General features: G+C 68.8%; 25 protein-coding genes and 2 pseudogenes. 12 read left to right on the top strand and 15 right to left on the bottom strand.

Annotation, left to right across the window (positions count from 1 at the left end):
• The 6 genes and pseudogenes from CLM62_RS09775 to CLM62_RS09750 form a co-directional block, all read right to left on the bottom strand.
• Positions 1–383: pseudogene (locus CLM62_RS09775) on the bottom strand (hypothetical protein); the annotation flags it as partial.
• A complete protein-coding gene (locus tag CLM62_RS09770) occupies positions 383–1,045 on the bottom strand; it encodes an RNA polymerase sigma factor (RefSeq protein WP_095749447.1) in 663 nt (220 codons plus the stop codon). The gene CLM62_RS09770 and the pseudogene CLM62_RS09775, both read right to left, overlap by 1 nt.
• A 415-nt stretch (positions 1,046–1,460) precedes the next feature.
• Entirely contained in the window at positions 1,461–2,024 is a 564-nt protein-coding gene (locus tag CLM62_RS09765) for a hypothetical protein (RefSeq protein ID WP_218835579.1), read from the bottom strand.
• 246 nt (positions 2,025–2,270) lie between these two features.
• Positions 2,271–3,158 (bottom strand): hypothetical protein, encoded by an 888-nt coding sequence (locus CLM62_RS09760; RefSeq protein ID WP_095749445.1) that lies wholly within the window; start codon positions 3,156–3,158, stop codon positions 2,271–2,273.
• 376 nt (positions 3,159–3,534) lie between these two features.
• Positions 3,535–4,152 (bottom strand): RNA polymerase sigma factor, encoded by a 618-nt coding sequence (locus tag CLM62_RS09755; protein ID WP_095749444.1) that lies wholly within the window; start codon positions 4,150–4,152, stop codon positions 3,535–3,537.
• A 114-nt stretch (positions 4,153–4,266) separates the two neighbouring features.
• Positions 4,267–4,704, bottom strand: coding sequence for a hypothetical protein (locus CLM62_RS09750; protein ID WP_257003775.1), 438 nt, complete (start codon positions 4,702–4,704; stop codon positions 4,267–4,269).
• A 161-nt stretch (positions 4,705–4,865) separates the two neighbouring features.
• Between CLM62_RS09750 and CLM62_RS09745 the strand changes: the two genes are divergently transcribed.
• Entirely contained in the window at positions 4,866–7,580 is a 2,715-nt protein-coding gene (locus CLM62_RS09745) for an FG-GAP-like repeat-containing protein (protein ID WP_095749443.1), read from the top strand.
• 6 nt (positions 7,581–7,586) lie between these two features.
• Here the strand turns inward: CLM62_RS09745 and CLM62_RS09740 are convergent, their stop codons facing one another.
• From CLM62_RS09740 to CLM62_RS09725, 4 genes are all read right to left on the bottom strand, one after another.
• Positions 7,587–7,985, bottom strand: a complete 399-nt coding sequence (locus CLM62_RS09740) for a hypothetical protein (RefSeq protein WP_095749442.1) — start codon at positions 7,983–7,985, stop codon at positions 7,587–7,589.
• A 261-nt stretch (positions 7,986–8,246) separates the two neighbouring features.
• Positions 8,247–8,831: a hypothetical protein gene (locus CLM62_RS09735; RefSeq protein ID WP_095749441.1), complete on the bottom strand. Its 585-nt coding sequence runs from the start codon at positions 8,829–8,831 to the stop codon at positions 8,247–8,249.
• Between the two features lie 200 nt (positions 8,832–9,031).
• Positions 9,032–9,547 carry a hypothetical protein gene (locus tag CLM62_RS09730; RefSeq protein WP_095749440.1) on the bottom strand — a complete coding sequence of 172 codons (516 nt, stop codon included), beginning with the start codon at positions 9,545–9,547 and terminating at the stop codon, positions 9,032–9,034.
• 115 nt (positions 9,548–9,662) lie between these two features.
• Complete coding sequence (locus tag CLM62_RS09725; protein ID WP_373559127.1) at positions 9,663–11,327, bottom strand: glycoside hydrolase family 20 protein; 1,665 nt, start codon at positions 11,325–11,327, stop codon at positions 9,663–9,665.
• A 155-nt stretch (positions 11,328–11,482) separates the two neighbouring features.
• Between CLM62_RS09725 and CLM62_RS09720 the strand changes: the two genes are divergently transcribed.
• The 7 genes from CLM62_RS09720 (at position 11,483) to CLM62_RS09690 (ending at position 17,334) form a co-directional block, all read left to right on the top strand.
• Positions 11,483–12,076 (top strand): 2-oxo-4-hydroxy-4-carboxy-5-ureidoimidazoline decarboxylase, encoded by a 594-nt coding sequence (locus CLM62_RS09720; protein ID WP_095749439.1) that lies wholly within the window; start codon positions 11,483–11,485, stop codon positions 12,074–12,076.
• Positions 12,077–12,244: 168 nt separating this feature from the next.
• Entirely contained in the window at positions 12,245–12,625 is a 381-nt protein-coding gene (gene sdhC / locus CLM62_RS09715) for a succinate dehydrogenase, cytochrome b556 subunit (RefSeq protein WP_216377600.1), read from the top strand.
• Between the two features lie 5 nt (positions 12,626–12,630).
• Positions 12,631–13,113 (top strand): succinate dehydrogenase hydrophobic membrane anchor subunit, encoded by a 483-nt coding sequence (locus CLM62_RS09710; protein ID WP_095749437.1) that lies wholly within the window; start codon positions 12,631–12,633, stop codon positions 13,111–13,113.
• A gap of 19 nt (positions 13,114–13,132) precedes the next feature.
• Entirely contained in the window at positions 13,133–14,887 is a 1,755-nt protein-coding gene (gene sdhA / locus CLM62_RS09705) for a succinate dehydrogenase flavoprotein subunit (protein ID WP_095749436.1), read from the top strand.
• On the top strand, positions 14,887–15,666 hold the full coding sequence (locus tag CLM62_RS09700; protein WP_095749435.1) for a succinate dehydrogenase iron-sulfur subunit: 780 nt from the start codon (positions 14,887–14,889) through the stop codon (positions 15,664–15,666). Before sdhA ends, CLM62_RS09700 begins: the two co-directional genes overlap by 1 nt.
• Positions 15,667–15,853: 187 nt before the next feature.
• Positions 15,854–16,468: a Uma2 family endonuclease gene (locus tag CLM62_RS09695; protein ID WP_095749434.1), complete on the top strand. Its 615-nt coding sequence runs from the start codon at positions 15,854–15,856 to the stop codon at positions 16,466–16,468.
• 86 nt (positions 16,469–16,554) lie between these two features.
• Positions 16,555–17,334, top strand: coding sequence for a hypothetical protein (locus CLM62_RS09690; protein WP_095749433.1), 780 nt, complete (start codon positions 16,555–16,557; stop codon positions 17,332–17,334).
• Between the two features lie 35 nt (positions 17,335–17,369).
• Here CLM62_RS09690 and CLM62_RS09685 read toward each other — a convergent pair whose 3' ends face one another.
• Both CLM62_RS09685 and CLM62_RS09675 read right to left on the bottom strand, forming a co-directional pair.
• A complete protein-coding gene (locus CLM62_RS09685) occupies positions 17,370–17,984 on the bottom strand; it encodes a Uma2 family endonuclease (RefSeq protein ID WP_095749432.1) in 615 nt (204 codons plus the stop codon).
• Between the two features lie 409 nt (positions 17,985–18,393).
• The gene (locus tag CLM62_RS09675; protein ID WP_095749431.1) at positions 18,394–18,876 is read right to left on the bottom strand and encodes an ATP-binding protein; all 483 of its coding nucleotides are present in this window, start codon (positions 18,874–18,876) and stop codon (positions 18,394–18,396) included.
• A 237-nt stretch (positions 18,877–19,113) separates the two neighbouring features.
• On the opposite strand from CLM62_RS09675, the gene CLM62_RS09670 reads away from it, so the two are divergent.
• The 3 genes from CLM62_RS09670 (at position 19,114) to CLM62_RS51320 (ending at position 20,418) form a co-directional block, all read left to right on the top strand.
• Complete coding sequence (locus CLM62_RS09670; protein WP_095749430.1) at positions 19,114–19,968, top strand: helix-turn-helix transcriptional regulator; 855 nt, start codon at positions 19,114–19,116, stop codon at positions 19,966–19,968.
• A gap of 11 nt (positions 19,969–19,979) precedes the next feature.
• A complete protein-coding gene (locus CLM62_RS09665; protein WP_095749429.1) occupies positions 19,980–20,192 on the top strand; it encodes a DUF397 domain-containing protein in 213 nt (70 codons plus the stop codon).
• 100 nt (positions 20,193–20,292) lie between these two features.
• Entirely contained in the window at positions 20,293–20,418 is a 126-nt protein-coding gene (locus CLM62_RS51320; RefSeq protein WP_257003773.1) for a hypothetical protein, read from the top strand.
• A 394-nt stretch (positions 20,419–20,812) separates the two neighbouring features.
• On the opposite strand, the gene CLM62_RS09660 is transcribed toward CLM62_RS51320, so the two are convergent.
• A complete protein-coding gene (locus CLM62_RS09660; protein WP_095749428.1) occupies positions 20,813–21,172 on the bottom strand; it encodes an Imm51 family immunity protein in 360 nt (119 codons plus the stop codon).
• 208 nt (positions 21,173–21,380) lie between these two features.
• Here CLM62_RS09660 and CLM62_RS09655 point away from each other — a divergent pair, with 208 nt between their 5' ends.
• On the top strand, positions 21,381–21,596 hold the full coding sequence (locus tag CLM62_RS09655; protein ID WP_306457897.1) for a Scr1 family TA system antitoxin-like transcriptional regulator: 216 nt from the start codon (positions 21,381–21,383) through the stop codon (positions 21,594–21,596).
• 27 nt (positions 21,597–21,623) lie between these two features.
• On the opposite strand, the gene CLM62_RS09650 is transcribed toward CLM62_RS09655, so the two are convergent.
• Together CLM62_RS09650 and CLM62_RS51315 are read right to left on the bottom strand one after the other, a co-directional pair.
• Complete coding sequence (locus CLM62_RS09650) at positions 21,624–21,947, bottom strand: hypothetical protein (RefSeq protein WP_095749427.1); 324 nt, start codon at positions 21,945–21,947, stop codon at positions 21,624–21,626.
• 334 nt (positions 21,948–22,281) lie between these two features.
• Positions 22,282–25,256: pseudogene (locus tag CLM62_RS51315) on the bottom strand (polymorphic toxin-type HINT domain-containing protein); the annotation flags it as partial.
• Positions 25,257–25,352: the final 96 nt, after the last annotated feature.

Below are 25,352 nucleotides of genomic sequence, written 5' to 3'. Positions count from 1 at the left end.
GCGACCCCGCCGACCATGCCGACGGCCAGCGCGGCGGCCAGCCCGAGGCGCACGACACGGCCCCGGCGGGGGCGCGGGGTGTCCTGGCCCGGGCGGCCGACGCGGAGGAGACCGGCGTCGGAGGAACTGCCGCGGGTGCGGTCACCGAGGACGGCCCGCTCCCCGCCGCGCTCCGCGCGCGCCGAGCGGAAGGCGGCTAACGCGGCTGCCTCACCGGGGAGTTCGGCGCTGGTCGGCGGGGGTTCCACGGTCAACGCGTCCAGCGTCTTGGCGAGCCGTTCGGCCTGATCTCGGGCGGGCGCGTCGACGGCTTCGAGGGACTCTCCGCTCAGCAAACTCTCCGCCGTATCGCGGTCCAGCCACCTGTACTGCTCGTCGGCCATCACATGTCCTTCTGCGTCCGCGCACGCGTACGCGTCACACTGGCGGACGTCACCGCGCGGTCGTGCGGTTCTCGCTGGGGAGGCATCGCGCCGAGGGCGCCGGCCGATTCCGGATCGTCGTCGAGCAGTTCGGCGAGCCGCTTCAGACCGCGGTGCGCGGCCGTCCGTACGGCACCCGGGCGCTTGCCGAGCGTCTCGGCGGCGGTCTTGGCGTCCAGGCCGACGACCACGCGCAGGACGACGGCCTCGGCCTGGTCCTGCGGCAGCCGGGCGATCAGGGAGAGCGTGCTGTCGGTGGCCAGGGCCTCGATGGCCTCACCCGCGGTGTCGGACTCGGCGGGCCTGCCGGTGAGCTCGGTCTCGTCGCCGCCGATCGCGGGGCGGCGCCCGCGCATGCGTATGTGGTCCAGGGCGCGGTTGCGGGCTATACGGGCGGCCCAGCCGCGGAAGCGGTCCGCGTCGCCGCTGAACCGCTCCAGGTCACGGGCGATCTGCAGCCAGGCCTCGGACGTGACGTCCTCGGCGTCGGGGTCGCCGACGAGCGTCCGTACGTATCCGAGCAGCCGTGGGTGCACGGTGCGGTACACAGTCCGGAACGCGGTCTCGTCCCCGTCCTGTGCCGCAAGCACCGCGGCCGTCAGCTCCGCGTCGTCCCCCAGCACCCGTGTAGATCCTCAATACCTGGTCGAGTCGATGGTCGCGGCTTCGAGCCGTCGATGATTGCAGTGATCATTCAACTTCCACGCCCCGGCGCGAAAGGCACGTTACGACCTGAAACCGCTGCTCGTCCATGTCCGTCCAAGATGCAACTGGCTTGTGATCCGGCGGGCGACCCGGTGGGTGTGACAGAAAACGCACTCATGGCGCTGTAGGAAGTACGGGCCGCCGCGCGGCCCGTGCCGCGCGACGGCCGGGGCCTCTCCTGTGGGGGGTGGCGGCCCCGGCCGTTGCCTCGGTTCAACTGCTCCGACCTGGGGCGATGCGCGGAATCGGTGGCCAATGCAGCCAACAGGGACGCGGTGCGGGCGACCTCGTAACCGAAGCGGACCCGGGGCTTCCTGCGCAGCGGACCGGATTTCAGGCCGAGCAGCTGGTCGCGGACCCGTCGGCCGTGGAGGCGATGGCTACGCGGTAGCCGGCTCCAGAGCTGAATTCGGGCCCGGGCTTACTCTCTTCCGCATCGAGGATCTCCTCGGTCAGGAAGTAGACGTCCAGCATCGCCGCGTCGTCCGCCTTGCCGAGGGTGAAGCACAGGCTCGCGGGCTGGTCTTCCTTCGAGGACTGCCGGGTAGCCCGGGACGGCTTCCAGCCTTCACGCTCCGCTGCGGCCCGGTAGTGGTGGGTCACGTCGGCCTTGTCGCCGGGGAAGACGTAGGTTCGCTCGGCATACAACCATGCCTCGCCGCTGTCCTCCCAGCAGCCGGCCTCGAGATCCTCGAAGCCTTGGGGCACGATTGTCCCCTGAGGCCGAGAATCGAGAACGCCGTGCGACTTCAGCTCGTCAACCCGGCTCTCGGTACCCTCGCAGCCCGACGCGGAAGCAGCATCTGCAAGAGTCTGGCAGCCGGTGAGAGCTCCGGTCGCCGACACGGCCGTCAACAGGACAGCGGCGTACCAGCCGGTTCCCTTACGAGGTGCCAAGCCGACTCCTATGGTTGACATGCCAAGGCAGCCAACTCCACTACCTGGGACCGAATACTTGCTGCCGGTGACCTTACTGTCTCTTCCGCCAACCGCAGCATGGAGGCAACTCCCGCGATCCTTGGGGCTGTTCAACGGTTCGGGGCACGTCGGGTCGTGACGGCTGTCGTGGGCCGGGCTGCCGCTGACTGGCCCGAACCGCGGCCAGTTCCTTCGCTACGGCTTCCTGGGTTGCCGCACCTCTCGCTACGGCTTCGCCCCCTGGGCCTTGCCGGTCTGCCCCTGGCCGTTGTCGGCACCGCTGCCCCCGCTGCCGCTGCCCGCGCTGTCACCACCGGTGCTGCCAGTGCCACCGGTAACGCCAGTGCCACCGGTAACGCCGGTGCTGCCGGTGCTGCCGGTACCCGCGTCGCCCTTGTTCGCGCCGTCGTTCTCCGCGCTGCCGGCGCCGCCTTCCGTGGTGCCCGGCGTACCCGTCCTGCCCTGGCCCGGCTTACTGTCGCCCGCCGCCCGCGCCAGCTGCTCGGCGCAGTAGGCGCTGACGTTCGCCTCGCCGCCCGCGGCCGCGACGAGCCGCTGCCAGGCCGTCGCGTCGAGCGCCTTGCCGCGGCCCTTGACCTGCTCGTAGGCACGGCACTGGGCCTCGGTGTCCTGGGCGGTGGTCGGGCGGTCGGCGGGGGCGGAGGAGGAGTTGGAGCTCGGGGCGGAGGGCGCGGCGCTCGGCCCGGCCGACGCGCCCGTCGAGGAGTCGGGACGGCCGCGGTCGTCCTCGGCGTCGTGCGTGGGCGAACTCCCCGAGCCGATCGCGGCGAACGCGACACCGCCCAGCGTAAGGCTGGCGAGGAACACGGAGAGCGTGGCCTTCAGCGAGCGGGGCATACGCTGCTCGCGAGGCCGCCAGTCGTCACGGCGCCGGGTACGTGCCCCGTGCCGCCCCGCGTCCCGAGCGGCCCGAAAGGCGGCCACGGCGCGTCGCTCGCCCTCACCGCCGACCTCGCCCCCGCGCATCGCCGCCGCGAGCAGCGCCTCCAACGCGGCGGTGTCGCGGTGGGCGGACCCATGTCCGGCCACGGCGTCACCGGGGCGCACGCGTCGACGGCCGGGGACCCCGTTGCCGCTCTGTCGCTCACCCATACCGTGTCCGTCCCTGTCCGACCTGTACCCGCTGCTCGACCCACCGCGCCCACTCGACGCGGCCGGCCGATCCGGCCCGCTCGACCGGCCCCGCCCACTCGACGCCGCCGGCCCATCCTGTCCGTTCATCCCACCGCGCCCACTCGACGCGCCGGCCCATCCTGCCGCCCGTCCGACCCACCGCGCCCACTCGACGCGGCCGGCCGATCCGGCCCGCTCGACCGGCCCCGCCCACTCGACGCCGCCGGCCCATCCTGTCCGTTCATCCCGCCGCGCCCACTCGACGCGGCCGGCCGATCCGGCCTGCTCGACCGGCTCCGTCCGCTCGACGCGGCCGGTCCGTCCCGCCCCTTCGGCGCCCTGTCGGCGTCGTCCGTCATGTCGACTCCCCCAGCGTCCGGGGGTCCTCATCCGTCACACCCTCGGTGCCCAGCTGGCGTGCCAGCCGTTTCAGGCCCCGGTACGCGGCCGTGCGTACCGCACCGGGGCGCTTGCCGAGGACGCGGGCGGCGGCGGGGCCGTCGAGGCCCACGACCACCCGCAGCAGCACGGCCTCCGCCTGGTCGCGCGGCAGCGCGCGGACCAGTTCCAGCGCGCGCTCCGTGGAGAGCGACTCCAGCGCCTGGTCGTGCGTGCTGTGCGGCCCGGGCAGGTCCAGTACGTCCTGTTCGAGCGCCGTCGGCCGCGGCCGTACCTTCTGCCGGCGCAGATGGTCCAGCGCCCGGTGCCGGGCGATCGTCGCGCTCCAGCCGCGGAACCCGGCCCCGTCACCCTTGAACCGCCCGAGGTCACGGGCGATCTCCAGCCAGGCGTCGGACGCCACATCCTCCGCGTCGTCGCCGACGAGCCCGCGCAGGTACCCCAGCAATCCGGGCTGTACCAGCCGGTAGGCGACCGCGAAGGCGGCCTCGTCACCTTCCTGGGCCCGCGCGACGGCCGCGCCCAGATCCCCGTCGTACGCCTGCGCGCGGCGGGGTTCGCCTCCCTGGCCCAAGAACTGTCCTCGTCCGTACGGAGTCCGTGGCGGAGCCACAGCGTGCGGCACAGCCGCATCTGCCCCCGCCTCCACGGTGATCAGCGTCGAAAGCCCCAGAAGTGTCACAGTCGCTCAGGCCGCCCCCCGTGCCCGGCCGTGCAAGGTCAGGTAGAAGGTCTGGAGCGACTCCTCGGGCCCGCCCGTGTCGAAACGGTTGTGGACCCGGCCGAGGGGGCTCCACACCCGCCCGTCCGGCATCCGCACCCCGACCGGCTGGCCGAAGAACGCCCGCTGCTCGGCATCGAAGTCCAGCCACACCGCTCCCGCCCGGCGGACCAGCACCTCACCGACGTACGCACCGAGTCCGAACAGCGTCTTCCCCGCCCGTTCCCGCTCGGCCCCGCCCTTGCGCAGCCCGTCGATGAGGAAGTCGACGACGCGCAGGCTGGCCACGGAGTAGTCCAGCGGCAGCCGGTTCCGGGCGGTGAGGCGGGCGACGAAGGCCGTGGCGTACGGGCGCATCTCGCGCGCGCACGGCACGCGGTCGCTCTCCTTGCTGATGAGACCCATGCAATTTCCAGCGGATTTCACCTCAGAAACATCACAGGTCACACCTTTCACGATCACCGCGCTGCCGGCACCGGTGACATGCGGCCACGTCTGTGCGCTGTGTGAATGCCACCTGTGTGACCGGTGGTGTCTTCGTGACCATTTTTTCTAGGGGTGGGTTAGTGAGTCCTCGCAGCACCCGTGCGTACAGACCGCTCAGTCTCAAGAGACGAGCCTGGCTGACGATCGGAGCCGTCGTCCTGAGCGGGGCGGGTGTCGTCACGTACGCGATGGCCGATCCGTCCGCGCCGTCGGACGGCAGGGCCCAGGGGCGCAAGCCGTCCGTGCACACGCTGAAGCTCAAGAACCAGGGCGGGGGCCGCAAGAGTCTGCCCCAGCAGGACACGGACCGGTTCAGCGCGCTGCTGGTGACCTGGGACGACCCCGAGGCGAAGGCCAAGGGCACGCCCGAGGTGCGCACCCGGGACCTGAAGACCGGCAAGTGGTCCGGCTGGCAGAGGCTGGAGGTCGAGGCGCCCCAGGCCGACGGCGCCGAGGGCGAGCGGGCCGCCCTGCGCGGCGGTACGGAATCGATGTGGACCGGTGCCGCCGACGGCGTCGAGGTACGCCTCGTGAACGCGGACGGCACCGTGGCGGGCGGCCAGCCGGCCGGCATGGACGTCAAGCTGCTGGACCCGGGCACGGACCCGAAGGGCTCGCCGTCCGTGGGCGACGTGGAACCGGCGGCGTACACCGCGGAGACGACCGCGCCCACGCAGACGCCTACGGATGCGCCCACGACGACCGACGCGCCGACGGCAACCGACACCCCGACGACGACCACGACCGACACACCCACCGAGGCGCCGAGCGAGACACCCACCGCGACCCCCAGCGACACGGCATCCACCTCCGCCTCCCCCTCCGTGTCGGCCTCCCCGTCCCCCACCTCCACCGTCCCCGCCCCCCGGCCCTCCACGGTCGTCAAGCCGCCGGTCATCACCCAGGCCGAGTGGGGCGCCTCCACGGACTACGACGGCACGCCGGGCTACGGCAGCGAGATCAAGGCCGCCGTCATCCATCACACCGGCATGGACAGCGACAACACGATCTCCTGCGCCGAGTCCCGGGCCCGGCTGCGCTCCATCCAGCAGGAGCACTTCTCCCGCGGCTACTACGACATCGGCTACAACTTCGTCGTCGACAAATGCGGCCAGATCTTCGAGGGCCGCAGCGGTGGCATGGACCTGCCGGTGATCGGCGCGCACGACGCCGGCTTCAACACCAACACGCTCGGCATCTCGTACATCGGCAACTACGAGTCGGCCCAGCCGAGCAAGGTCGCGCTCGACGCGATCGCCCGGATCATCGCCTGGAAGTTCGGGATGTACGGCATCGACCCGACCGGCAAGGTGACGCTGACGTCCGGCGCGGAACAGGGCTACAGCGGCAACAAGATCCCGCTGGGCCAGCAGGTCACGCTGCCGCGGGTCTTCGGCCACAAGGACACCAACGCCACCGCCTGCCCGGGCAGGAACCTCTACCCGAAGCTGTCGCGGATCGCCTCCCTCGCCAAGACCCCGGGCATCTCGCACGCCCTGGCCACCTCCGACTACAACCGTGACGGTGTGACGGACCTGGTCGCGGGCGTGCCGAAGGCGAACACGGTCAAGGTGATCCCGGGCAGCGTCAACGGCCCGGTCACCGCGGCGAAGGTCTCGCTCAGCCAGAACAGCCCCGGCGTGCCCGGCTCCTCGGAGACCGGCGACAGCTTCGGCGCCTCGACCGCCTGGGGCGACGTCAACGGCGACGGCTACGCCGACCTCGCGATCGGCTCCCCCGGCGAGGACGACACCAGCGGCACCGACCGCGGCCAGGTCACGGTGATGTACGGCCCGGCGCTCAACGCCGGTTTCTCGTACACCACTTCAGGGGTTACGGCGGCCGGCGCCAAGCTGGGCTCCACCGTGGCCGTCGGCGACTTCAACGGCGACGGCAAGGCGGACGTCTTCGCGGCCGGCACCGGCAAGGGCGGCAACTACAAGGTCCGGCTGAGCAGCAGCAAGTACACGTACGGCACCCTCACCTCCGCCACCGGCTCCGTCGCCTACCTGGACGCAGCGACCGGCGACTTCAACCGGGACGGGTACGCGGACGTCGCCCTCAACTACCGCGACACCGGCGGCATCGGCCGCGTGCTCCGCTTCGCGGGCTCGGCGACCGGGCTGACCAAGGTCGGGGTCATCTCCGTCCGGGGCGGCCGCTCGATCGCCGCGGGTGACGTCAACGGCAACGGCTACGACGACATCGTCATCGGCCAGCCGGTCACGTCCGAGTCGGGCGGCAAGTCGGGCGGCCAGATCACCATGGTCCCCGGCACGTCGACCGGCTTCACCACCACCGGCATGACGACGATCCACCAGGACACGGCGTACGTCCCGGACGCCAACCAGTCCGGCGACGCCCTCGGCACCTCGGTCTCGGTCGGCGACTACAACGCCGACGGCTACGCGGACGCCCTCGCCGGCGCCCCCGGCGAGGACCTGACCCGCGACGGCGTGAACCGCTCCAACGCGGGCATCGCGTTCCTCGTCAAGGGCACGTCGTCCGGCCTGACCGGCACCGGATCGGTCGCCGTCTCGCAGGACACGGCCGGCATCCCCGGCTCCACCGAGTCCGGCGATGTGTTCGGCTCGTCGGTGTCGCTGTCGGACCTCTCCGGCTACGGCCGCGCCGACCTCACCTTCGGCGCCGACGGCGAGGACGGCACGGACGGCATCCTGCTGCACCTGCCGAGCAACAGCACGGGCCTCGGCTACGCCGACTCCGTCATCTACAGCAAGACCACGCTGGGCACCCCGACGGACGGCCGTCTGGGCCAGACGCTGACGCCGTAACAGGCACTACGTCCGGGACGCGGCCGCGTCGGTCGCGTCCCGGCACAGCAACCGCAGCGACCCGTCCCCGGTGAAGCACCGGCGGGCCTCGTCGATCGGGTCCCAGAGCCGGCCGTCCGGGGTACGGACCCAGTGGTCGCCGCCGCCCGCCCACCACTCGGCGCCGGTCTGACGGACGATCACCTCACCGGCGTACGCCCCGAGACCGCGCAGCACCGTCTCCACGGCGGGATACGGCGTCCCCTCCCGGCGTATCCCGTCGATCATCCGGTCGACGCTCCACAGGCTCTGCGCCGAGTAGTCGAGGCGCAGCCGCGCTCCCTCGCGCAGGGTCGCCACCGCGTCCGCCGCCCACCGCACCGGCTTCGTCGCAGCTGAGGGCCTGGTTTCCTGATGTGTCGTCACACCCGGAAGAGCGTGGTCGCGCGGCGTTTCATCACAGGGATCCGAGGGCTTCGCGCAACCGGTGCAGGACCGCCCCACCTCCACCGCACGGCGGTCACAGGACTCTCTCAGGAGCGAGGTTTACGCGCGAGTGATGATTCGCCCCTCCCGCGCGCTCCTCTCTGCGCCTCGACCTGACCGCGTACCACACGCAGACCGCGGTACGGGGACACGGTGGTGAAGTGGCTGGTGCGGTGAGCTGCCGGGTCGGCTCTGCGGCGCTCAGCCCCGTCGCCGCGTGCGCCGCGACACCACCGCGCGCAGGATCCGCCGCCCCTCCGTCGACACCTCCAGTGCCGGGCGGATGCCGGCCGCGCCGTGACCGGCGAGGAGTTCCAGAACGGTGATCTGGCGGCGCAGTTCGGCGGCGACGAGGGGCGACACGCCCTCCGTACGGCCCTCGCGGCGGGCGTCGGCCAAGGACTCCCCGGCCTCGTCGGTGGCGGCGCCCTCGAGGAGCCGGTGGATCCGCAGCGCGGCGACGGAGCAGGCGTCGGCCCACACCCGCACCTCGGCCGGGGACCGCTCCGCGGGGGCGGCGTCGAGCATCCGGCGGGCCAGCAGCGCGGCCTCGTCCGTCACAGAGGCCTCCGGCCCGAGGTCGGAGTCCCCCGCGTCGCCCAGCTTGCCGCGCACCTGCTCCAGACACTCGCCCCAGTCACCGCCACCGCCGGCGAGCTCCGCCCACAAGGGCCGCAGAACCTCGTCGTCACCGCCCAGCAAGGGCAGACACCGATCCAGACAAGCCAACCCGCTGGCGGCCAGTCCGCGCTCGTCGGCCTGAGCGATCAGCTCCACCAGGCTCATCCCAACGACTCCCCTTCTTTAAGGGCTCGGTTCACCTCCGGGGCGCCAAAGCCTGTTTCGAGAGCCCGACCGTGCTCGACCCTTCGGGCCTCCGCGCGCTCGACCTCTCGAAACAGGCGCGCCCCTTCGGCTCACTCGCCAGGCGGTACTCCCTTACGGAACCCGCACTTCCCCTTACTGCGTGCGACGGCTCCGGAGTGTCACAGGGGCACCACGCCGAGCCGGTCGAGCAGCCGGAAGAAGAGGTTTTCGGCCAACTGGTCCGTCGCGGGGTCGGTGTCGGCGGTGAGTACCTCGAGCAGTGGCTGTTCCTCGACCGTGTGCCCGGCCTCGGCGGCCCAGTGGACGGCCCGCTCGGCGGCGTCCGAGGGCTGGAGGAAGTAGTCCTCCAGGGTCAGCCCCTCCTTGTCGGCCCCGAGGTACCCGGCCATCGCGGCCCGGCCCAGGCAGGTCGTCCACGCCCCGCTCTCCGGCGCCGCCGCCTCCACGACCACCGAGGCGCTGTCCATGACGTACCCGAAGAGCGCGGGCGCCCCGGTCTCCCCGGCGAGGGCGTTCATGTTCCCGACGTCACCGTCACCGCTCGGGTACTCCCACACCTGCCATCCCCCGGGCGCCGACGCCCGCAGGGTCATCCCCTCGACGCCGCCCAACGCCTTCGACTCCGCGAGCGGCCGCTCACCGCGGCCCACGACGAAGTACCCCCAGTAACCCATCTCCGGTTCCCCCCGGCTGTTCGCTACGACTCGGCCCGAATACACCACAGGCGTACGCCCGTTCGCAGCCGTACGGGACAATCCGCCCCTGGAGCGCCCCCGGGTTCAGTCCGGTTCAGTCCAAACGATCGGCGAGCGCCCTGAACTCCGCCCAGGACAGTTCCGGCTTCCCGGGATCCCACAGCTTCTGCACCGTCGCCCGCAGGGGCATCCGGATCCCGGCCGCGACCTGGTCCTGCGTCTGTGAGTTCGCGAGGTCGCACCACACCGCGAAGGACCCGCCGAGGATCTGGCCGTCGTACTTCGCGGACACCGCCCGCGTGCCGCGCACGACGAGCGGGGTCCACTGCTCGTAGATCCGCTGCCCGGTCGGATAGACGAAGGTCAGCGGCTGGCCGAGGACGTAGTACAGGAACTCGTCGTTGTAGTTGATCAGCTTCCGGCCGGCGCCCAGATACTCGGTCGGCAGCCGCGCGCCGATCTCCTTGCCCGTCCAGTACGCGACCTGGATGTCCTTGTCGGGCTGCACGGACGTACCCCGGAAGAAACCGTCGTTCCAGGCCCGCGGGGTCTTGTCGTGGGCGCGGACGGTGTCGGCGCGGTCGTTGAGCCAGCCGGTGGTGAGGTCGGCGACGGTCCCGCCGGGGCCGTAGGCCTCCCGCGCGGCGGCGGCCAGCTGCGGGTAGGACGCCTCGGGGTCGGACACCATCAGCGCCCGGTACTCGTCACCGCCGAGGTGCCACTGGCCGCCCGGGAAGAGGTCGGCGTACTCGTTCAGCAGGTCGTCGACGATCTCGCCGGCCTCCGGCTCGGAGATGTCGACCGCGCCGCGCGCCGCGACACCCCGCGTGTTGCGCAACTGCAGATCGGGATGCGCGTCGATGACCGCCCCCAGATGCCCGGGCGAGTCGATCTCGGGCACGACGGTGATGTGCCGGTCGGCCGCGATGCCGACGATCTGCTTCACCTGCGCCTTGGTCAGATGCTCCTTCGACACGACCTCCGGGTGGGAGTCGGACTCGATCCGGAACCCCTGGTCGTCGGAGAAGTGCAGCCCGATCTGGTTGAACTTCAGGTCGCCCAGCTCCCGGACCCGGGCCTCGATCCAGTCCGCCGTGAAGTGCTTGCGCGCGATGTCCAGCATGAACCCGCGCACCGGCTTGGCCGGCTCGTCACGCACGACGCCCTCCGGCGCCGTACCGCCGCCGTGCACCTCCTGCTTGAGCGTGCGAGTGCCGTAGAACACACCCGCGTCCGCGGGCCCGCTGATGGTCACCCGCCCACCGCGCACGGTCATCGTGTACGACTCCGGGTCGGCCCCCTCGTCACCGCTCAGCGCCAGCCGTACGTCCCCGGCGCGCACGTCGTCCCTCTCGCCCGCGTACGACAGCCCCAGTTCCCCGGCGAGCAGCCGCCCCTCGTCGGCCAGGTCCCGGTCGCTCACCACGACCCGCAGCCCCTTCGCCGGGCTCCAGCCGGGACCGCGCGCCGGCGTGTGCGCGCGCACGGCGGGGATCGTGCGCGGGCTCTTGGACAGCGGGTACGAGCGCGTGGGCGACGGACTCGGGGCCTTCGAGGCGGCGGGCGGCAGGCCTGCGGAAGGCTGTTCCTGCGCCGACCCGGTGGGCCCGCTCGCATCACTGCCGCCGCCGGCCCACAGGCCGAGACCCACCCCGGCCCCCACCACCACGACCACCACCGCGACGATCAGCACCCACGTCTGCTGCAACGCCCTCTTCGCCGACGCCCGGCCGTACTGACTCCGCCTGTGCTGACTCACGGCGCCAACCTAGGCCCTCCGGACACCTGCGTGCGTCCACCACGCGTTCCGAAACACTCCCGTTCGGATGAAATTCGGGCAACCGTCGGACACGTCACATCCACTCTCGATAACGTGACGCCACATCTCTCACAGCTCCCCCTGCCGAAACGCACGTGACGCCCACACACCTTCCTGGCCAAGTCGCCATATCCGAGCAGACCCGGGGCACGACGCCCGGCACGCGTTCCCCACTGGAGCACTTCAACACCGCTTCCGCCGCTGACGCCGTAGGCACCCTGCTCACCTGCCTACACAGCGTCCAGTGGGCCCACCGCATCAGCGACCACCGCCCGTACCCCACCCTGGACGCCCTCCTGGCGGCATCGGACGAGGCGGCGTACGACCTGACGCCGGAGGATCTGGTGGAGGCACTGGCGGGAGAGTCACTGCCGGTCCTGCCGGAGAGCGCGTACTCCGCCGCCCGCATGGCACTGAGCGCTGCGCACGCGGCGTACGAGATTCGATTCGGACACACGTTCGTCATCTGCCTGGACGACCTCCCCCCGAGCGAGGCCCTCGACCGGGTCCTGGAGGCCATCCGGTCACGATTGACAAACGATCCGGAGGAGGAGCGGATCGTTACGGCAGACGAACTCCGGCGCCTTGCAAGGGGACGCTTGGCGGAGGTCCTTAGGGGCGCGAGGAACTGCGCGATCAGCCCAAACGGTGCCGAACCCGGCAAATCACCGCACATCCCACCCCAGTAGCCGCCCGGCACACCCATCCGCGTGCCAGTTTGATCACACCCCCAACCCCCGGCTAAGCCCAGCGGCAGCGTCTCGCTACGATGCTGGGGGCCGGTGGACCGTACCCGGCCGGGCCCGACCGACACAGAAAGCCGGCGCGGCCCCAATCCCCGCTCCCGGAGGGCTTCCGTGCCGGCTGGAACGCTGTACCGCGGCCGGGAAGGAATGTGGTCCTGGGTGGCTCACCGAGTCACCGGCGTCCTCATCTTCTTCTTCCTGTTCGTCCATGTACTGGACACCGCACTTGTCCGTGTCTCCCCCGAGGACTACGACAAGGTCGTAGCCACGTACAAGACGCCGATCGTCGCGCTACTGGAGTACGGCCTTGTCGCCGCCATCCTCTTCCACGCGCTCAACGGTCTGCGCGTCATCGCCGTCGACTTCTGGTCGAAGGGCCCGCGCTACCAGAAGCAGATGTTCTGGTCCGTCATGGGCCTGTGGGTCGTGCTGATGCTCGGGGCGATCTACCCCGTCCTCGGCCACGCCGCTCGTGAACTGTTCGGGAGCTGACGCCCATGTCCACCACCGAAACCACCGCGTCCGGGATCGGCCCCGTCGAAGGCGACTCCGTCTACAGCGTCGACAACCCGGCCCCCCTCATCGAGGCCCCGCGCAAGCGCACCAAGAAGACCCCGAAGACCACGCGGGGCAACTTCGAGATGGCCGCCTGGCTGTTCATGCGGTTGTCCGGCATCGTGCTGGTCGTCCTGGTCATCGGCCACCTGCTGATCCAGCTGGTGCTCGACGGCGGCGTCTCCAAGATCGGCTTCGCGTTCGTGGCCGGCCGCTGGGCGTCCCCCTTCTGGCAGGTCTGGGACCTGCTGATGCTCTGGCTCGCGATGCTGCACGGCGCCAACGGCCTGCGCACGATCATCAACGACTACGCGGAGCGCCCGAACACCCGGCTGTGGCTCAAGGGCCTGCTCTACACCGCCACGGTGTTCACCATCCTGCTGGGCACGCTGGTGATCTTCACCTTCGACCCGAACATCCGCTAGGCACGGGGCTGCGAGAATCATGAAGATCCACAAGTACGACACCGTCATCGTCGGCGCCGGCGGCGCGGGCATGCGCGCGGCCATCGAGTCCACGAAGCGCAGCCGCACCGCGGTGCTCACCAAGCTCTACCCCACCCGCTCCCACACGGGCGCCGCGCAGGGTGGCATGGCCGCCGCGCTGGCGAACGTGGAGGAGGACAACTGGGAGTGGCACACCTTCGACACGGTCAAGGGCGGTGACTACCTGGTCGACCAGGACGCCGCCGAGATCCTGGCGAAGGAGGCCATCGACTCGGTCCTCGACCTGGAGAAGATGGGCCTGCCGTTCAACCGCACGCCGAACGGCACGATCGACCAGCGCCGCTTCGGCGGTCACAGCCGTAACCACGGCGAGGCCCCGGTCCGCCGCTCCTGCTACGCGGCCGACCGCACCGGCCACATGATCCTCCAGACGCTGTACCAGAACTGCGTGAAGGAGGGCGTGGAGTTCTTCAACGAGTTCTATGTCCTCGACCAGCTGATCACCGAGGTCGACGGCGTCAAGAAGTCGTCCGGCGTCGTCGCGTACGAGCTGGCGACCGGCGAGATCCACGTCTTCCAGGCGAAGGCCGTGATCTACGCGTCCGGCGGCTGCGGCAAGTTCTTCAAGGTGACGTCGAACGCGCACACGCTGACGGGCGACGGCCAGGCGGCGGTCTACCGCCGGGGCCTGCCGCTGGAGGACATGGAGTTCTTCCAGTTCCACCCGACCGGCATCTGGCGCATGGGCATCCTGCTGACGGAGGGCGCCCGCGGTGAGGGCGGCATCCTCCGCAACAAGGACGGCGAGCGCTTCATGGAGAAGTACGCGCCGGTGATGAAGGACCTGGCGTCGCGTGACGTCGTGTCGCGGTCGATCTACACCGAGATCCGCGAAGGTCGGGGTTGCGGCCCGGAGGGCGACCACGTCTACCTGGACCTGACGCACCTTCCCCCGGAGCAGCTGGACGCCAAGCTGCCCGACATCACCGAGTTCGCCCGCACCTACCTGGGCATCGAGCCGTACACGGACCCGATCCCGATCCAGCCCACCGCGCACTACGCGATGGGCGGCATCCCGACGAACGTCGAGGGCGAGGTCCTCGCCGACAACACGACGGTCGTCCCGGGCCTGTACGCGGCCGGCGAGGTCGCCTGCGTGTCCGTCCACGGCGCGAACCGCCTCGGCACCAACTCGCTGCTGGACATCAACGTGTTCGGCAAGCGGGCCGGCATCGCGGCCGCCGAGTACTCGCAGACGGCCGACTTCGTCGAGCTGCCCGAGGACCCCGCGCGGCTGGTGCTCGACCAGGTGGAGCGTCTGCGCGACGCCACCGGCACCGAGCGGGTCTCGGTGCTCAGGCGCGAGCTGCAGGAGACCATGGACGCGAACGTCATGGTGTTCCGCACCGAGCAGACGATCAAGACGGCGGTGGAGAAGATCGCGGAACTCCGCGAGCGCTACCTGAACGTCTCGATCCAGGACAAGGGCAAGCGGTTCAACACCGACCTGCTGGAGGCCATCGAGCTGGGCAACCTGCTCGACCTGGCCGAGGTCATGGCGGTGTCGGCCCTGGCCCGCAAGGAGTCCCGCGGCGGTCACTACCGCGAGGACTACCCGAACCGCGACGACGTCAACTTCATGCGCCACACCATGGCGTACCGCGAGGTGGGCGACGACGGCACCGAGTCCATCCGTCTCGACTACAAGCCGGTCGTCCAGACCCGCTACCAGCCGATGGAGCGTAAGTACTGATGGCAACCCCGACCCTGGACAAGGCGGACGCGGCAGGCACTCCCGAGCCCGGTTTCGCCGACTCCCCGTACATCACGGCCACCTTCCGCATCCGCCGCTTCAACTCCGAGGTCTCGGCGGAAGCGGCCTGGGAAGACTTCCAGCTGGAGATCGACCCGAAGGAGCGTGTCCTCGACGCCCTGCACAAGATCAAGTGGGAGCAGGACGGCACACTGACCTTCCGGCGCTCCTGCGCCCACGGCATCTGCGGCTCCGACGCCATGCGGATCAACGGCAAGAACCGTCTGGCCTGCAAGACGCTGATCAAGGACATCAACCCGGAGAAGCCGATCACGGTCGAGGCCATAAAGGGCCTGACGGTCCTCAAGGACCTGGTCGTTGACATGGAGCCGTTCTTCCAGGCGTACCGGGACGTGATGCCGTTCCTGATCACGAAGGACACGAACGAGCCGACGCGCGAGCGCCTGCAGTCCGCCGAGGACCGGGAACGCTTCGACGACACGACGAAGTGCATCCTCTGCGCGGCGTGCACGTCGTCCTGCCCGGTCTTCTGGAACGACGGCCAGTACTTCGGCCCGGCGGCCATCGTCAACGCCCACCGCTTCATCTTCGACAGCCGTGACGAGGCGGGCGAGCAGCGCCTGGAGATCCTGAACGACCGCGACGGCGTCTGGCGCTGCCGCACGACCTTCAACTGCACGGACGCGTGCCCGCGAGGGATCGAGGTCACGAAGGCGATCCAGGAGGTCAAGCGGGCGTTGATCACGCGTCGCTTCTGAGGTCGTTCGTCGTTTTCGTACGTCTCGTTTCGTACTGTTTCGTACGACTGTGAGGGCCCCGTTTCCCGGCTGGAAGCGGGGCCCTCGGGCGTGCGTGGCCACGATCGGGTGAAGGGGTGGGAACGGGACCCCTGCGGCCCGCCCGGCCTACGATGATGCTCTCGGCACCAGCCCACAGGAGGCACCGATGTCCGCAGAAGCCGTCGAGCAGCAACCGCACGACGACATCTCTCTGACGGCCCTGGCCGAAGAGATCATGGAGCGCCATCCGGGGTATCGCGTCGAGATCATCGGAGGCCAGATCCTCGTGACCCCGTCCCCGGACGCTCCTCACGCCTGGGTCTTGACCGACCTTTTCCTCCCCTTCCTCGCAGCAGGGCTCCACGGTGGTGAGTCCGCAGTCCTCCAGAATGTCAGCATCTGGCTCCCTGACACCCGTGACGATTTCGCGACGCCCGACCTCTGCGTCGTCGACGCCGACATCCGCGACCACCACATCGAGCGCAACTGCTACGACCCCGTCGTCTTCCGCCTGGTCCTGGAGGTCACCTCCAGCAACTGGAAGACGGACCTGCAGACCAAGGTCACCGCGTACGCCAACGCCAAGGTCCCGGTCTACGTGATCGTCGACCGTAAGCACCAGCGCCTCCACGTCCTCACCGATCCCGCTCAGGACGAGTACGCCACCCACCGCGTCCACGCCCCCGGCGAAGTGGTCGCCCTCCCCGACTCACTCGGGGCGAAGGTCACCCTGGACGTCGCCGAGATCCTCGCAGCGGGGCAGACGAAGAAGAGCACCTGAGCCGATCAAGCCAGAGACGAAGACATTCGGCCACTTTGCAGCGCAACTGCTGTTCCAGGAGAAACTCCTGTTGCGAGACTGCGCTCATGGCACTCCTGAGGAAAGCCGCCGCCGCACTGCTCGCCACGGCATCCGCGCTGATCGCGCTCCCGCCCACGGCCTCGGCGGCCCCCACCCCCCACGGAACCCTCGCCCGGGAGACCTTCGACCGCCTCCCCCTCGGCCCGGTCACGGCCGGCCGCGGCTGGACCACCGACACCTCCAACGGCACCCTGACCGTCGCCCCAAGCACCACCGGCCACGGCCGCGAACTCCGCATCCGCACCGAGGGCAACGGCCGCGCCTTCCTCGTCTTCCCCGACCTCGCCCCGCCGGGCAACAGCTACTGGGCCCGCATGCGGCTGCATGTCGCCGACTTCCCCACGGCCCCCGACTGGGCGCACTGGACGATCGCGGAGGCATCGGGCTCGGACTCCCCGACCCTCGTCCGCCCGCTCGGCGGCCAGTACGCCCCCACCGACCGGGGCAACTTCTTCGGCGTGGGCTCTGACCTGGGCCTTACCGGCGACTGGACGGCCTGGAAGACATCCGCACCTGCGGTCGCCGGGAAGTGGCAGTGCGCCGAATTCCACCTGGACGCCACGGACAACCGGGTCACGGTGTACCTGAACGGCGTGGAGCAGCCCGACCTCACGGTCTCCACGAAGAACCACGGCGGCACCACGGACGACTTCGTCTTCCCGACCTTCGACAAGCTGAAGCTGGGCTGGCAGCTGTACCAGGCGGACCCGACTCCGTCGTCGTACGACGTCCGGCTGGACGACATCGCGGTGAGTACGCGGCGGGTGGGCGGGTGCGGGACCTGACGGGCGAGCCCGGGGCGGACGGTGGCGGTGGTCCGTCAGCGCCCGCGCCGGTTGACGGCCGTCAGATCGATCTCGATGTCGAACGGCACCGCGACCTGCAGCCGATCATGGCAGATCCCGGTGAGACCGTAAGACTTCGTGGCCGGGTCGAGCTCGTAGACGTACACGACGGGAAGGCCCTTGTCGTCGTCCTGCTCGACCCGCCAGAAGTGCGGCACACCGGCTGCCGCGTACTTGCGTGGCTTGACCTCGCGGTCGCGCTCTCGGGAGTCGGCGGAGACGACTTCTACGGCGAGGAGGATGTCCTCGGGTTCGTACCAGGTCTGGTTGGGGCCGGTCACCGCATCCGCCGGGAACACCACGATGTCCGGCTCGGGCCGGTTCTTGGGGTCCAGCTTGACCGTCATCTCGCGGTCGACGTCCAGGTGCTCCGGTGCCTGCTCAAGGAGGGTGTTGTCCAGCAGACCCATCGTCCGGCCGTGAAATCGGGTCTGTGGACTCCTGAAGACGAGACTCCCGTCGATCAACTCGGTGTGCGGCGGGAGGCCCGGAATCCGGTCGAGGTCGTCCGCGGTCCAGCCCTCGGGGGGCGGGATCGGCCAGCGGTACGCCGGCTCGTCGTGCAGCCCGTCGTCGGTTGTGGCACTCATCGGTGCTCCCATGGGACGGAGTCTCGCCTGACGATTCAGCGTATCCAGGGGGGATGACAGCCGCCTCACCTCAACGAGTGAACCGACGACCGGCCTCGCGGGGCAGGTAATAGCCAGAGCCCAAGCCCCGACTCGGCGTCGAGACTCACCCACTTCACTCCGATGGAAGGATGTGGGCTGCTGTCCCAAACGCGCAGGTTCCCGGCGTCCCGCGACAGCCGCACGGAGACAGAGTTCTTGGTACGCGGGGGGACCCATCTGGCCTGGCGCCACAGGAAGGAGACGCACCAGTGACCAGCTTCCGTTCCTGGGACGAGATCAAGCGGGAAATCTTCGACATGGAGGACCTCGAAGAGATCACTGACGGAGCCCGGCGCGTGGTGGCCGAGGCCCGAGCGAGGAAGTGCGATCACGCGGCGACCCTCTCGTCACGTCCGGCCGACGGCCCGACCTCGCACCACAGCAGCTTCCCGCCCGCCCCGAAGACACCGTCCCCGAGCGGACAGCCACCCCACGCGTCCGCGTAATGGCATACGAGGAACAGCCCTCGCCCGCCGACGGCCTCAGCCGGGACAGGGCACAGAGGGCCCGGCCCTTTGTCGAAGGGAGGAGGGATGTGCGGGTTGGTGTCCCAGACACTCACTCGTAGTCGGCTGCGGTCGATGCCGCGCAGGCGGAGGGTCGCGGGCCCGGTCGAGTACCGGTACGCGTTGGTGACCAGCTCCGAGGCCAACAGCTCGGCGGTCTCCTGGAGTTGGGACATGCCATGCCCAGCGAGGACGGCGCGCAGCGTGACACGGGCGATGCGCGCGGCGCGCGGATCGTGGGGCAGTTGGAGGGCATACGCCCAACTTGAGGACCCTTCGCACTCCGACGGGGATACGGTGACCATGAACGCCTCCTGCGGTGGGGGGACTTGGTTCGCTCGACACTCGACCGGGCGGTGGCACTGCCGCGCATGTGAAGGGTCGCGGTGCGCATCCGGCTTACCGGCGACGCCGGGTGAGCGGCTTGGATCTCACCGTAGAGCACGACATGGACTACATTCCCTAAACATCAGGGAATGTAGCCCCTCTTGCCTTCTTGTGAGTGACCCGCACTACGTACGTACGAACGGAAGTCGCCGCCAATGCCGCAACCAAGCCCCCTCCCTACCGCCCGACGCCGCCGCCTCGGGGTCGAGTTGCGCAGGCTCCGCGAGAGGGCGGACCTGTCAGCCACGCAGGCCGCAGCGCTGGTCGGGGCCACGCAGTCACGCGTGAGCAACATCGAAGCGGGGCGCTACGGAGTGAGCGCCGACCGCGTCCGCGCGATCGCCCGGCACTACGACTGCACCGACGAACCCTTGATCGAGGCCCTCGCCGCGCTGACCGGCGAGCGCCGGCGCGGCTGGTGGGAGGAGTACCGGGACATCCTGTCCCCCCGCGTACTGGACCTGACCGAGGTCGAGCATCACGCCACCGCATTGCGCGTGGCGCACGTCATCAACATCCCGGGCCTGCTCCAGACCACCGACCACGCCCGCGCCTTGTTCAGCTACACCGTGCCACCCCTGAAGCCCCACGAGATCGAGCATCGCGTCTCGCACCGCATCAAGCGCCAGGAAGTCCTGCACCGCGAACAGCCCCCGCGGTACACGGCGATCATCCACGAAGCCGCCCTCCGCATGCGCTTCGGCGACCGTGCCACCGTCCGAACCCAGCTCAACCATCTCAACGAGATCGGCCAACTGGACCACGTCACGATCACCGTCATCCCCTTCGACAGCGGCCCCTTTCACACCTCGGGCCAGGGCATTGACTACTTCCACGGATCGGTGCCCCAACTGGACACCGTCCAGCTGGATACCGACCATGGCGCGGAACTCATTGACTCACCGGCCCAGTTGGATCGCTACGGTCTGATCCTGGACCGGGTCGAGCAAGCGGCACTTCCTCCGGCGAAGTCACGTGACTTCATCACCCAACTTGCCCAAAACCTCTGAAGGAGCGCTCCATGACCGTACTGCACTGGCAGAAGTCCACGTACAGCCAGGAGGCCTCCGCGTGCGTCTACCTCGCCACCACCCTCACCGGAACGATCCTCATGAGGGAAAGCGACGAGTCGGCAACCATACTCACCACCGGACGCCGCCAGCTCGGTTCCCTGATATCCGCGCTCAGGGCTGATCAGTGTGCCGTTGTTGCAGGGCCCCGGGTGAAGCTCTGACCAATTGGGACTCATCTCCACGCGCGAAAGCAGTGCGCCCAGCGCCCATGAGTAGACCGCTTCGGATGCAGCGTCACCCCGGTGATGGACTCGGCCGGCCATGACCTCGACCACGCCCCTCCACGTAGTGGAGCCATCCGGACTGCCGGACTCCGGGCGGCTGCACGTGGCCACCACCCCGGGGCACCACGCGATCTGCGCGGGGGCCCGGACGCTCACCCAGTGATTGGCAGATCTGTTCCACCGGCACGGCCACATCACCTGGGGTTTTCCTTCGCGGGGGTGGAACAGATCTGCCAATCACCCCTTGATCCTGGTCGTCGGCCTCGTGCTGACCATCCGGAGTTCGCCAGTCCAGGTCGCTACACCACTCGACGGGACATGACCATGACCTGACCAACGCCTGCGCCCACTCGCCTTTGCGACTCACAGGTGCAGGGTGACCGGTGCTGCCGGATCCCCGACGCGGATGGTCGTACCGCCCGAAGCAAGCTCCTCGGGCAGGTCCCCCAGGGTCAGAGCCAGCGCGACGACCACAACGGCCGCTACCGGCGTAACCGCTGTGAAACAGCCCCAGCTTCCGGTGCGGGCTGGCCCCACGCGGCTTGCCGGGCCAGGGCTTATCGGGGCAGGTAGGTGGGGTCGGCGGCCAGGATTTGCTGTGCAAGGAGGCCTCGGTCGTGGAAGAGCGTGTGCAGGGCTGTGCCTAGCTGCCTGAGGGCATGGATGTCGCTGCTCGTAACCACGAAGGTGCCGGATTCTGATCCGAATTCCAGCCGGTCGGCGATCTCGGGCATGGCTGAGTGGACGAGCGACTGGGCGAGTCCTTCCCAGCCATGGCCGTTGCCCTCAGCGTTGAGTTCGTCAAAGACGTCTTCAACCTCTTCCAGGTCTGCGTCAAAGAGCATCAGACAGGGCGCGGAGTGCGCTGGGTCACCTTCGTCCAGAACGAACGGTGCCAGGACAGGCTGGTCGATCATGCCGGAATACTACGGATGTCGGATGTTGTCTGAGAATTGGGATCAGGGGTGCCAGCCTTTTCGGCCCTGGCCTTGGTGCGGGCGAGGCGGTTTGCCGGTTCCGGAGTCTGCGATCACGCAGAGGGGCTCACCCTTCGTGACCCATTCTCAGGTGGCGAGATTGTTGATCACGGCTGGGGTGTGGAGCACCACGCCACCGTGCTAACGCGTGACCCAGGTCATCAACAACCCTCGCCTGCTCCAGACACCGGAACACGCCCGCGCGCTGTTCCGCGAGGCGGTTCCGTCCCTGCGCCCGCACGAAATCGAGTACCGCATCTCCCACCGCATCAAGCGCCAGGTCATCCTTCACCGGGAGCAGCCACCGCAGTACACAGCGATCATCCACGAAGCCCCCCATCGAGGCATGGCGGCCCGTTGCTGACTCAAGGATGTGTAGTGAATCGGAAGCCTAAATCGGCTCGCCCGCCACTCCACTGAATCCGACGAGGCCGTTCCTCTTCGCCATGTCAAGAATCTCAGGGAGATAATCCAGTTGGCGAATCGAGAGAGTCAGGAGGACATACTTCCCGGCGTCATCCGGTTCCTCTTCCAGGTCGAATCGAGACGGCTCCAGAACGTCGTCCACATCTGGCCACCTAGTCAGCAACTCCTCCCGGAACCGCAATACGTCAGGGCTCACGACAAGGTCGCTGGTGTCGCCCTCAGCAAGGTTGTCGAAGACTTCCTCAGGGTCCCCGGCAGAGCGTTTCCAGAAGGCGAAGTCGCTACTCACAGGCCATCCTCTCAGGTTAGGGGTTGCAGATTGGACACTCTGTACCGCGCCGGACGACCGAGGTTTCAAACCCGTACGTCTTCGCTAGCCATTCGTCCTTCCTTCGCTGACCCCTGGTGTAATTCGATTTATTCACCTTCACCTCATAAAGGTGAAGGTTTCCGTCTGGGTTCCTGACCGCGATATCCACTTGACGCCTGCCGTAAGGGGTCCACAAATCAAGTCCATTCCCGTAGCTCTCGCTGTAGATATCAGACTTTTTGTAGAACTTCTCAAACGTCTCCGTCATTTCATCGACACCGGCAGCGCCACGGGCTTTGTCATGCTGACGAATTCCACAGTTGCTGTTGTGAACCAGGACCGGCGTGGCCCCCGCCAGCACATAGTACGTGTGCAGGTCGTCGACTGTGAGGTTGTACGTCCGTGCGTGCTTGGTGAAAGGACGGTTGCCTGTGACGATGACGGTGTCGCCGTCGTCGGTCAGCAGGGTCATGCCCGGCTTAAGGTCACCGGCTGTCACCCAGTCGCGTTCGGATGGAGACCAGAAGGGGTGCTCGTGCGTGGCCGTTAGCTCTTCGACGCCGTCCTCGGTGGCAATGGACAGCTCATTGAAGTACTTGTCGCTCTCAGTACGGATGAGCCGGGTCACCTTACGGGGACCGGTCTCTCCGTTCTCGGGGTCCGTGGCCTGGACCTCGTCCCCAACCTCGATGTCTTCGATGTCCTTCGTGGTGCCGTCGGCCATTAGGACATCCGTACCGGCCAGGAAGCACTTGCAGCCGACGGCTCCCTTGATCCTCTTCACTCCCCAGCCGCCGCCGATCAATTCAGCTGCGAAGCTTTCGATCAGTTTGCCTCGGTCATACGCCCGGGCGTCGGCCTCACACTCGCTGAAATTCTCGATGCAGTAAGTGGCGGCTATGCGCTTGGCCTCTGCCACGTTGTCGCTGTGCAGCAGGAACCTGTAGGCCTTGGCGCAGGCCAGCCGACCGAAGCACGCGTTGCTCTGGCCGCTGTTCTCATATCTGGGGTTAGACCAATAGTTGCCATCCGGTGCGTGCCCGTTCGGGCTGCTCTCCGAGAAAATGTTCTGGAGACTTTGGGAATCGTTCGTGACTGGAGTCTGGCTGGCTATCCAGTCCGATGTGGCCTTCTCGTTCTTCTGCGAGGTCCCGCCGGCGGGGATACCGGGGGTCGGGCTCTGATTGCCGCTCGCGCCGTCGGAGCGCGGCTCGCTGTGACCGGTACCGTCATCGAGCCACAGACCCGTGGGGTCAGAGTGTGAAATCGGGCTGTTGTTGCTGTAGGCGTACCCGTTCATCTGCAGCGGGTCCGCGATGTCGATGACCGGGTCGGCAGAGAGGAAGCGCCCCGAGGACTGGTCGTACTCCCGCGCGCCGATATGGGTCAGCCCCGTAGCCGCGTCGTCAATCCCCACGCCAAGTAGCTGCGCTTGTTCGGCCAGTTGGCCGGCTTCGGGCCGCGCAGCTCGCCATACGGTTTGAAGGCCCGGCGCGTCACCGGCTGGGTGCCGGACAGCTCGACCGTCGTGTTCGCCGTGCCCAGGTGGTCGGCGATCATCGCGTTGAGCTTGTGGCCCGTCGTCGCGCCGTTGGTCGTGGTGCGGACCACCGTGGGGGCGCCGGCCTGGGCGTAGGAGCGTGAGGCGCGGGTGATCGTGCCTGTTGTGTTGGTCGTCAGCTCCGTCTCGCCCAAGTACAGCGTCGAGCCCGTCGCCGAGTTCTCCAGCAGGCGATTGCCGTCGGCGTCGTATACGTACGTCGTCTTGTTGCCGTTGTCGGTGATCGAGTCGAGTTTGTTTTCCGGCGACCAGACCAGGTTCTGGGTGGTGTTGGGGAGGTCGCGGAGCTGAGTGTTGCCCGTCGCGTCGTAGGTGTAGGCGCTGTCCCGGCCCGTCGGGCTGGAGGTGATCGACGTCATCGTGTGCGGCTGGGTCTTGTATGACGGGGTCGTGCCGTTGCCGGTGACCGTCTTGCCGTAGCCGTAGGAGTAGGTGACGTTCTTGGTTACGTCCGCCGGGTCGTGCTCGGTCATCGTCGCCCGGTTGCCGATCCAGTCGAAGGTGTACGACTGGCGGTAGGCCGTCGCGCCCGTCGACACCGTGGTCGCGTCCGGGGCCGCTGCGGTGAGAGTCGAAGACAGGGAGTCGTCGGGGGCCGACGCGTCCGCCACCGCGTCCGGCGCGTCCGCCACCGGGCCTGACGAGAACGCGTACGAAGTGCGCGGGCCCCACGTCCTGCCGCTCGCCGCCTTGCAGCCGGTGCCGTTGCCGTCCGGTTCCAGCTTCGACGTCCAGGCGTTCACCAGTTCGCCCGTCACGTCGTACGTGAAGCACTGGGTGTCCCACGCCGTACCGGCCGCGTCCGCCAGCTCACGGGCGTTGGAGGTGATCGTGCCCGTCGCGTCGTAGGAGTAGTGGCTGTCCGTGATGCGGTGGGGGCCCGCCGTCTCTCGGTCCGTGACCGTGCGCTGGAGGCGGCCCGTGTGAGGGTCTACGAAGTTCGTCGTCCACACGCGGGCGGGCTGGGAGCCGGAGACCGTGCGCAGGACCTCGCCGTACGGCGAGTAGGTGGCGTCGGCCGTGTACCAGCTCTGGCCCGAGGTCGACTCCGCGAGGCCGTCGCCGTTGTAGCGGGTGACGACCTTCTCCTGGGCCAGGCCGCCCTTGGCTGGCAGGGTGACCGACTGCGGCTTGCCCGTGGGTGTGTAGGTGTACGTGTAGGAGTACGTGCCGGAGAGGCCCGTCGTCATCGCGTTGGCCGGGATGACCGTTTCGCTGCCGGTGGGGTGGGAGTCGGCGTCGTAGCCGGTGACGCTGTTGATGTAGTCGCCGGTGTCCGTGTGGCGGATGGACGCCGAGGGCTGGCCGATGCCGCCGGGGGCCTCGTCGTACTTGAATTCCTTGACAGGGGTCGCGGTTGCCGAGCCCTGCCGGACGTATCTGGCCCGGCCGAGGATGTCGTACTCGGTGAAGATCTCCTGACCGCGTGCGTTCTTGACGCGGTTCGGGCGGTCGGCCGTGTCGTACCACGTGTCCGTGGTGCCGGTGTCGGGGTCGGTCGCGGACGTCACGCGGCCGCGGGCGTCGTAGGTGTAGGACCAGACGTTGCCCGCCGGGTCGGTGACCTTGTGGCGGTTGCCCCGGGCGTCATACTCGTAGGCGGTCGTGCGCACCGCGGTCGTGGTGGAGGAGTCCTGGGCGAAGTGCCTGACGGACGTGACCCGGCCGAGGGCGTCGAAGTACGTCCTCGTGATCGGGGCCGTCGAGCCCGGCGGGTTCACCTTGGTGCTGACCTCGTCGTACCAGCGGAACGTCTCGTACTTGTACGCGCCGCCGTGGTAGACCGATGCGCGGTGCTCGCGCTCCAGGCCGTCGTAGCGGTA

Origin of the sequence: Streptomyces sp. SA15 (assembly GCF_002291145.1) — a bacterium.
GTDB lineage: Bacteria > Actinomycetota > Actinomycetes > Streptomycetales > Streptomycetaceae > Streptomyces.
Note: the sequence above shows the minus strand (reverse complement) of the source record. Positions and strands in the feature narration are given on the sequence as shown.

Bases quoted from the DNA above. Each gene is read 5' to 3' on its own strand.
- CLM62_RS09660 (WP_095749428.1), bottom strand. From the start codon at position 21,172: ATGATCGACCAGCCTGTCCTGGCACCGTTCGTTCTGGACGAAGGTGAC.
- CLM62_RS09700 (WP_095749435.1), top strand. From the start codon at position 14,887: ATGGCAACCCCGACCCTGGACAAGGCGGACGCGGCAGGCACTCCCGAG.
- CLM62_RS09760 (WP_095749445.1), bottom strand. From the start codon at position 3,158: ATGGGTGAGCGACAGAGCGGCAACGGGGTCCCCGGCCGTCGACGCGTG.
- CLM62_RS09685 (WP_095749432.1), bottom strand. From the start codon at position 17,984: ATGAGTGCCACAACCGACGACGGGCTGCACGACGAGCCGGCGTACCGC.
- CLM62_RS09690 (WP_095749433.1), top strand. From the start codon at position 16,555: ATGGCACTCCTGAGGAAAGCCGCCGCCGCACTGCTCGCCACGGCATCC.
- CLM62_RS09695 (WP_095749434.1), top strand. From the start codon at position 15,854: ATGTCCGCAGAAGCCGTCGAGCAGCAACCGCACGACGACATCTCTCTG.
- CLM62_RS09730 (WP_095749440.1), bottom strand. From the start codon at position 9,547: ATGGGTTACTGGGGGTACTTCGTCGTGGGCCGCGGTGAGCGGCCGCTC.
- CLM62_RS09665 (WP_095749429.1), top strand. From the start codon at position 19,980: ATGACCGTACTGCACTGGCAGAAGTCCACGTACAGCCAGGAGGCCTCC.
- CLM62_RS09750 (WP_257003775.1), bottom strand. From the start codon at position 4,704: ATGGGTCTCATCAGCAAGGAGAGCGACCGCGTGCCGTGCGCGCGCGAG.
- CLM62_RS09670 (WP_095749430.1), top strand. From the start codon at position 19,114: ATGCCGCAACCAAGCCCCCTCCCTACCGCCCGACGCCGCCGCCTCGGG.
- CLM62_RS51320 (WP_257003773.1), top strand. From the start codon at position 20,293: ATGACCTCGACCACGCCCCTCCACGTAGTGGAGCCATCCGGACTGCCG.
- CLM62_RS09710 (WP_095749437.1), top strand. From the start codon at position 12,631: ATGTCCACCACCGAAACCACCGCGTCCGGGATCGGCCCCGTCGAAGGC.
- CLM62_RS09675 (WP_095749431.1), bottom strand. From the start codon at position 18,876: ATGGTCACCGTATCCCCGTCGGAGTGCGAAGGGTCCTCAAGTTGGGCG.
- CLM62_RS09735 (WP_095749441.1), bottom strand. From the start codon at position 8,831: ATGAGCCTGGTGGAGCTGATCGCTCAGGCCGACGAGCGCGGACTGGCC.
- sdhA (WP_095749436.1), top strand. From the start codon at position 13,133: ATGAAGATCCACAAGTACGACACCGTCATCGTCGGCGCCGGCGGCGCG.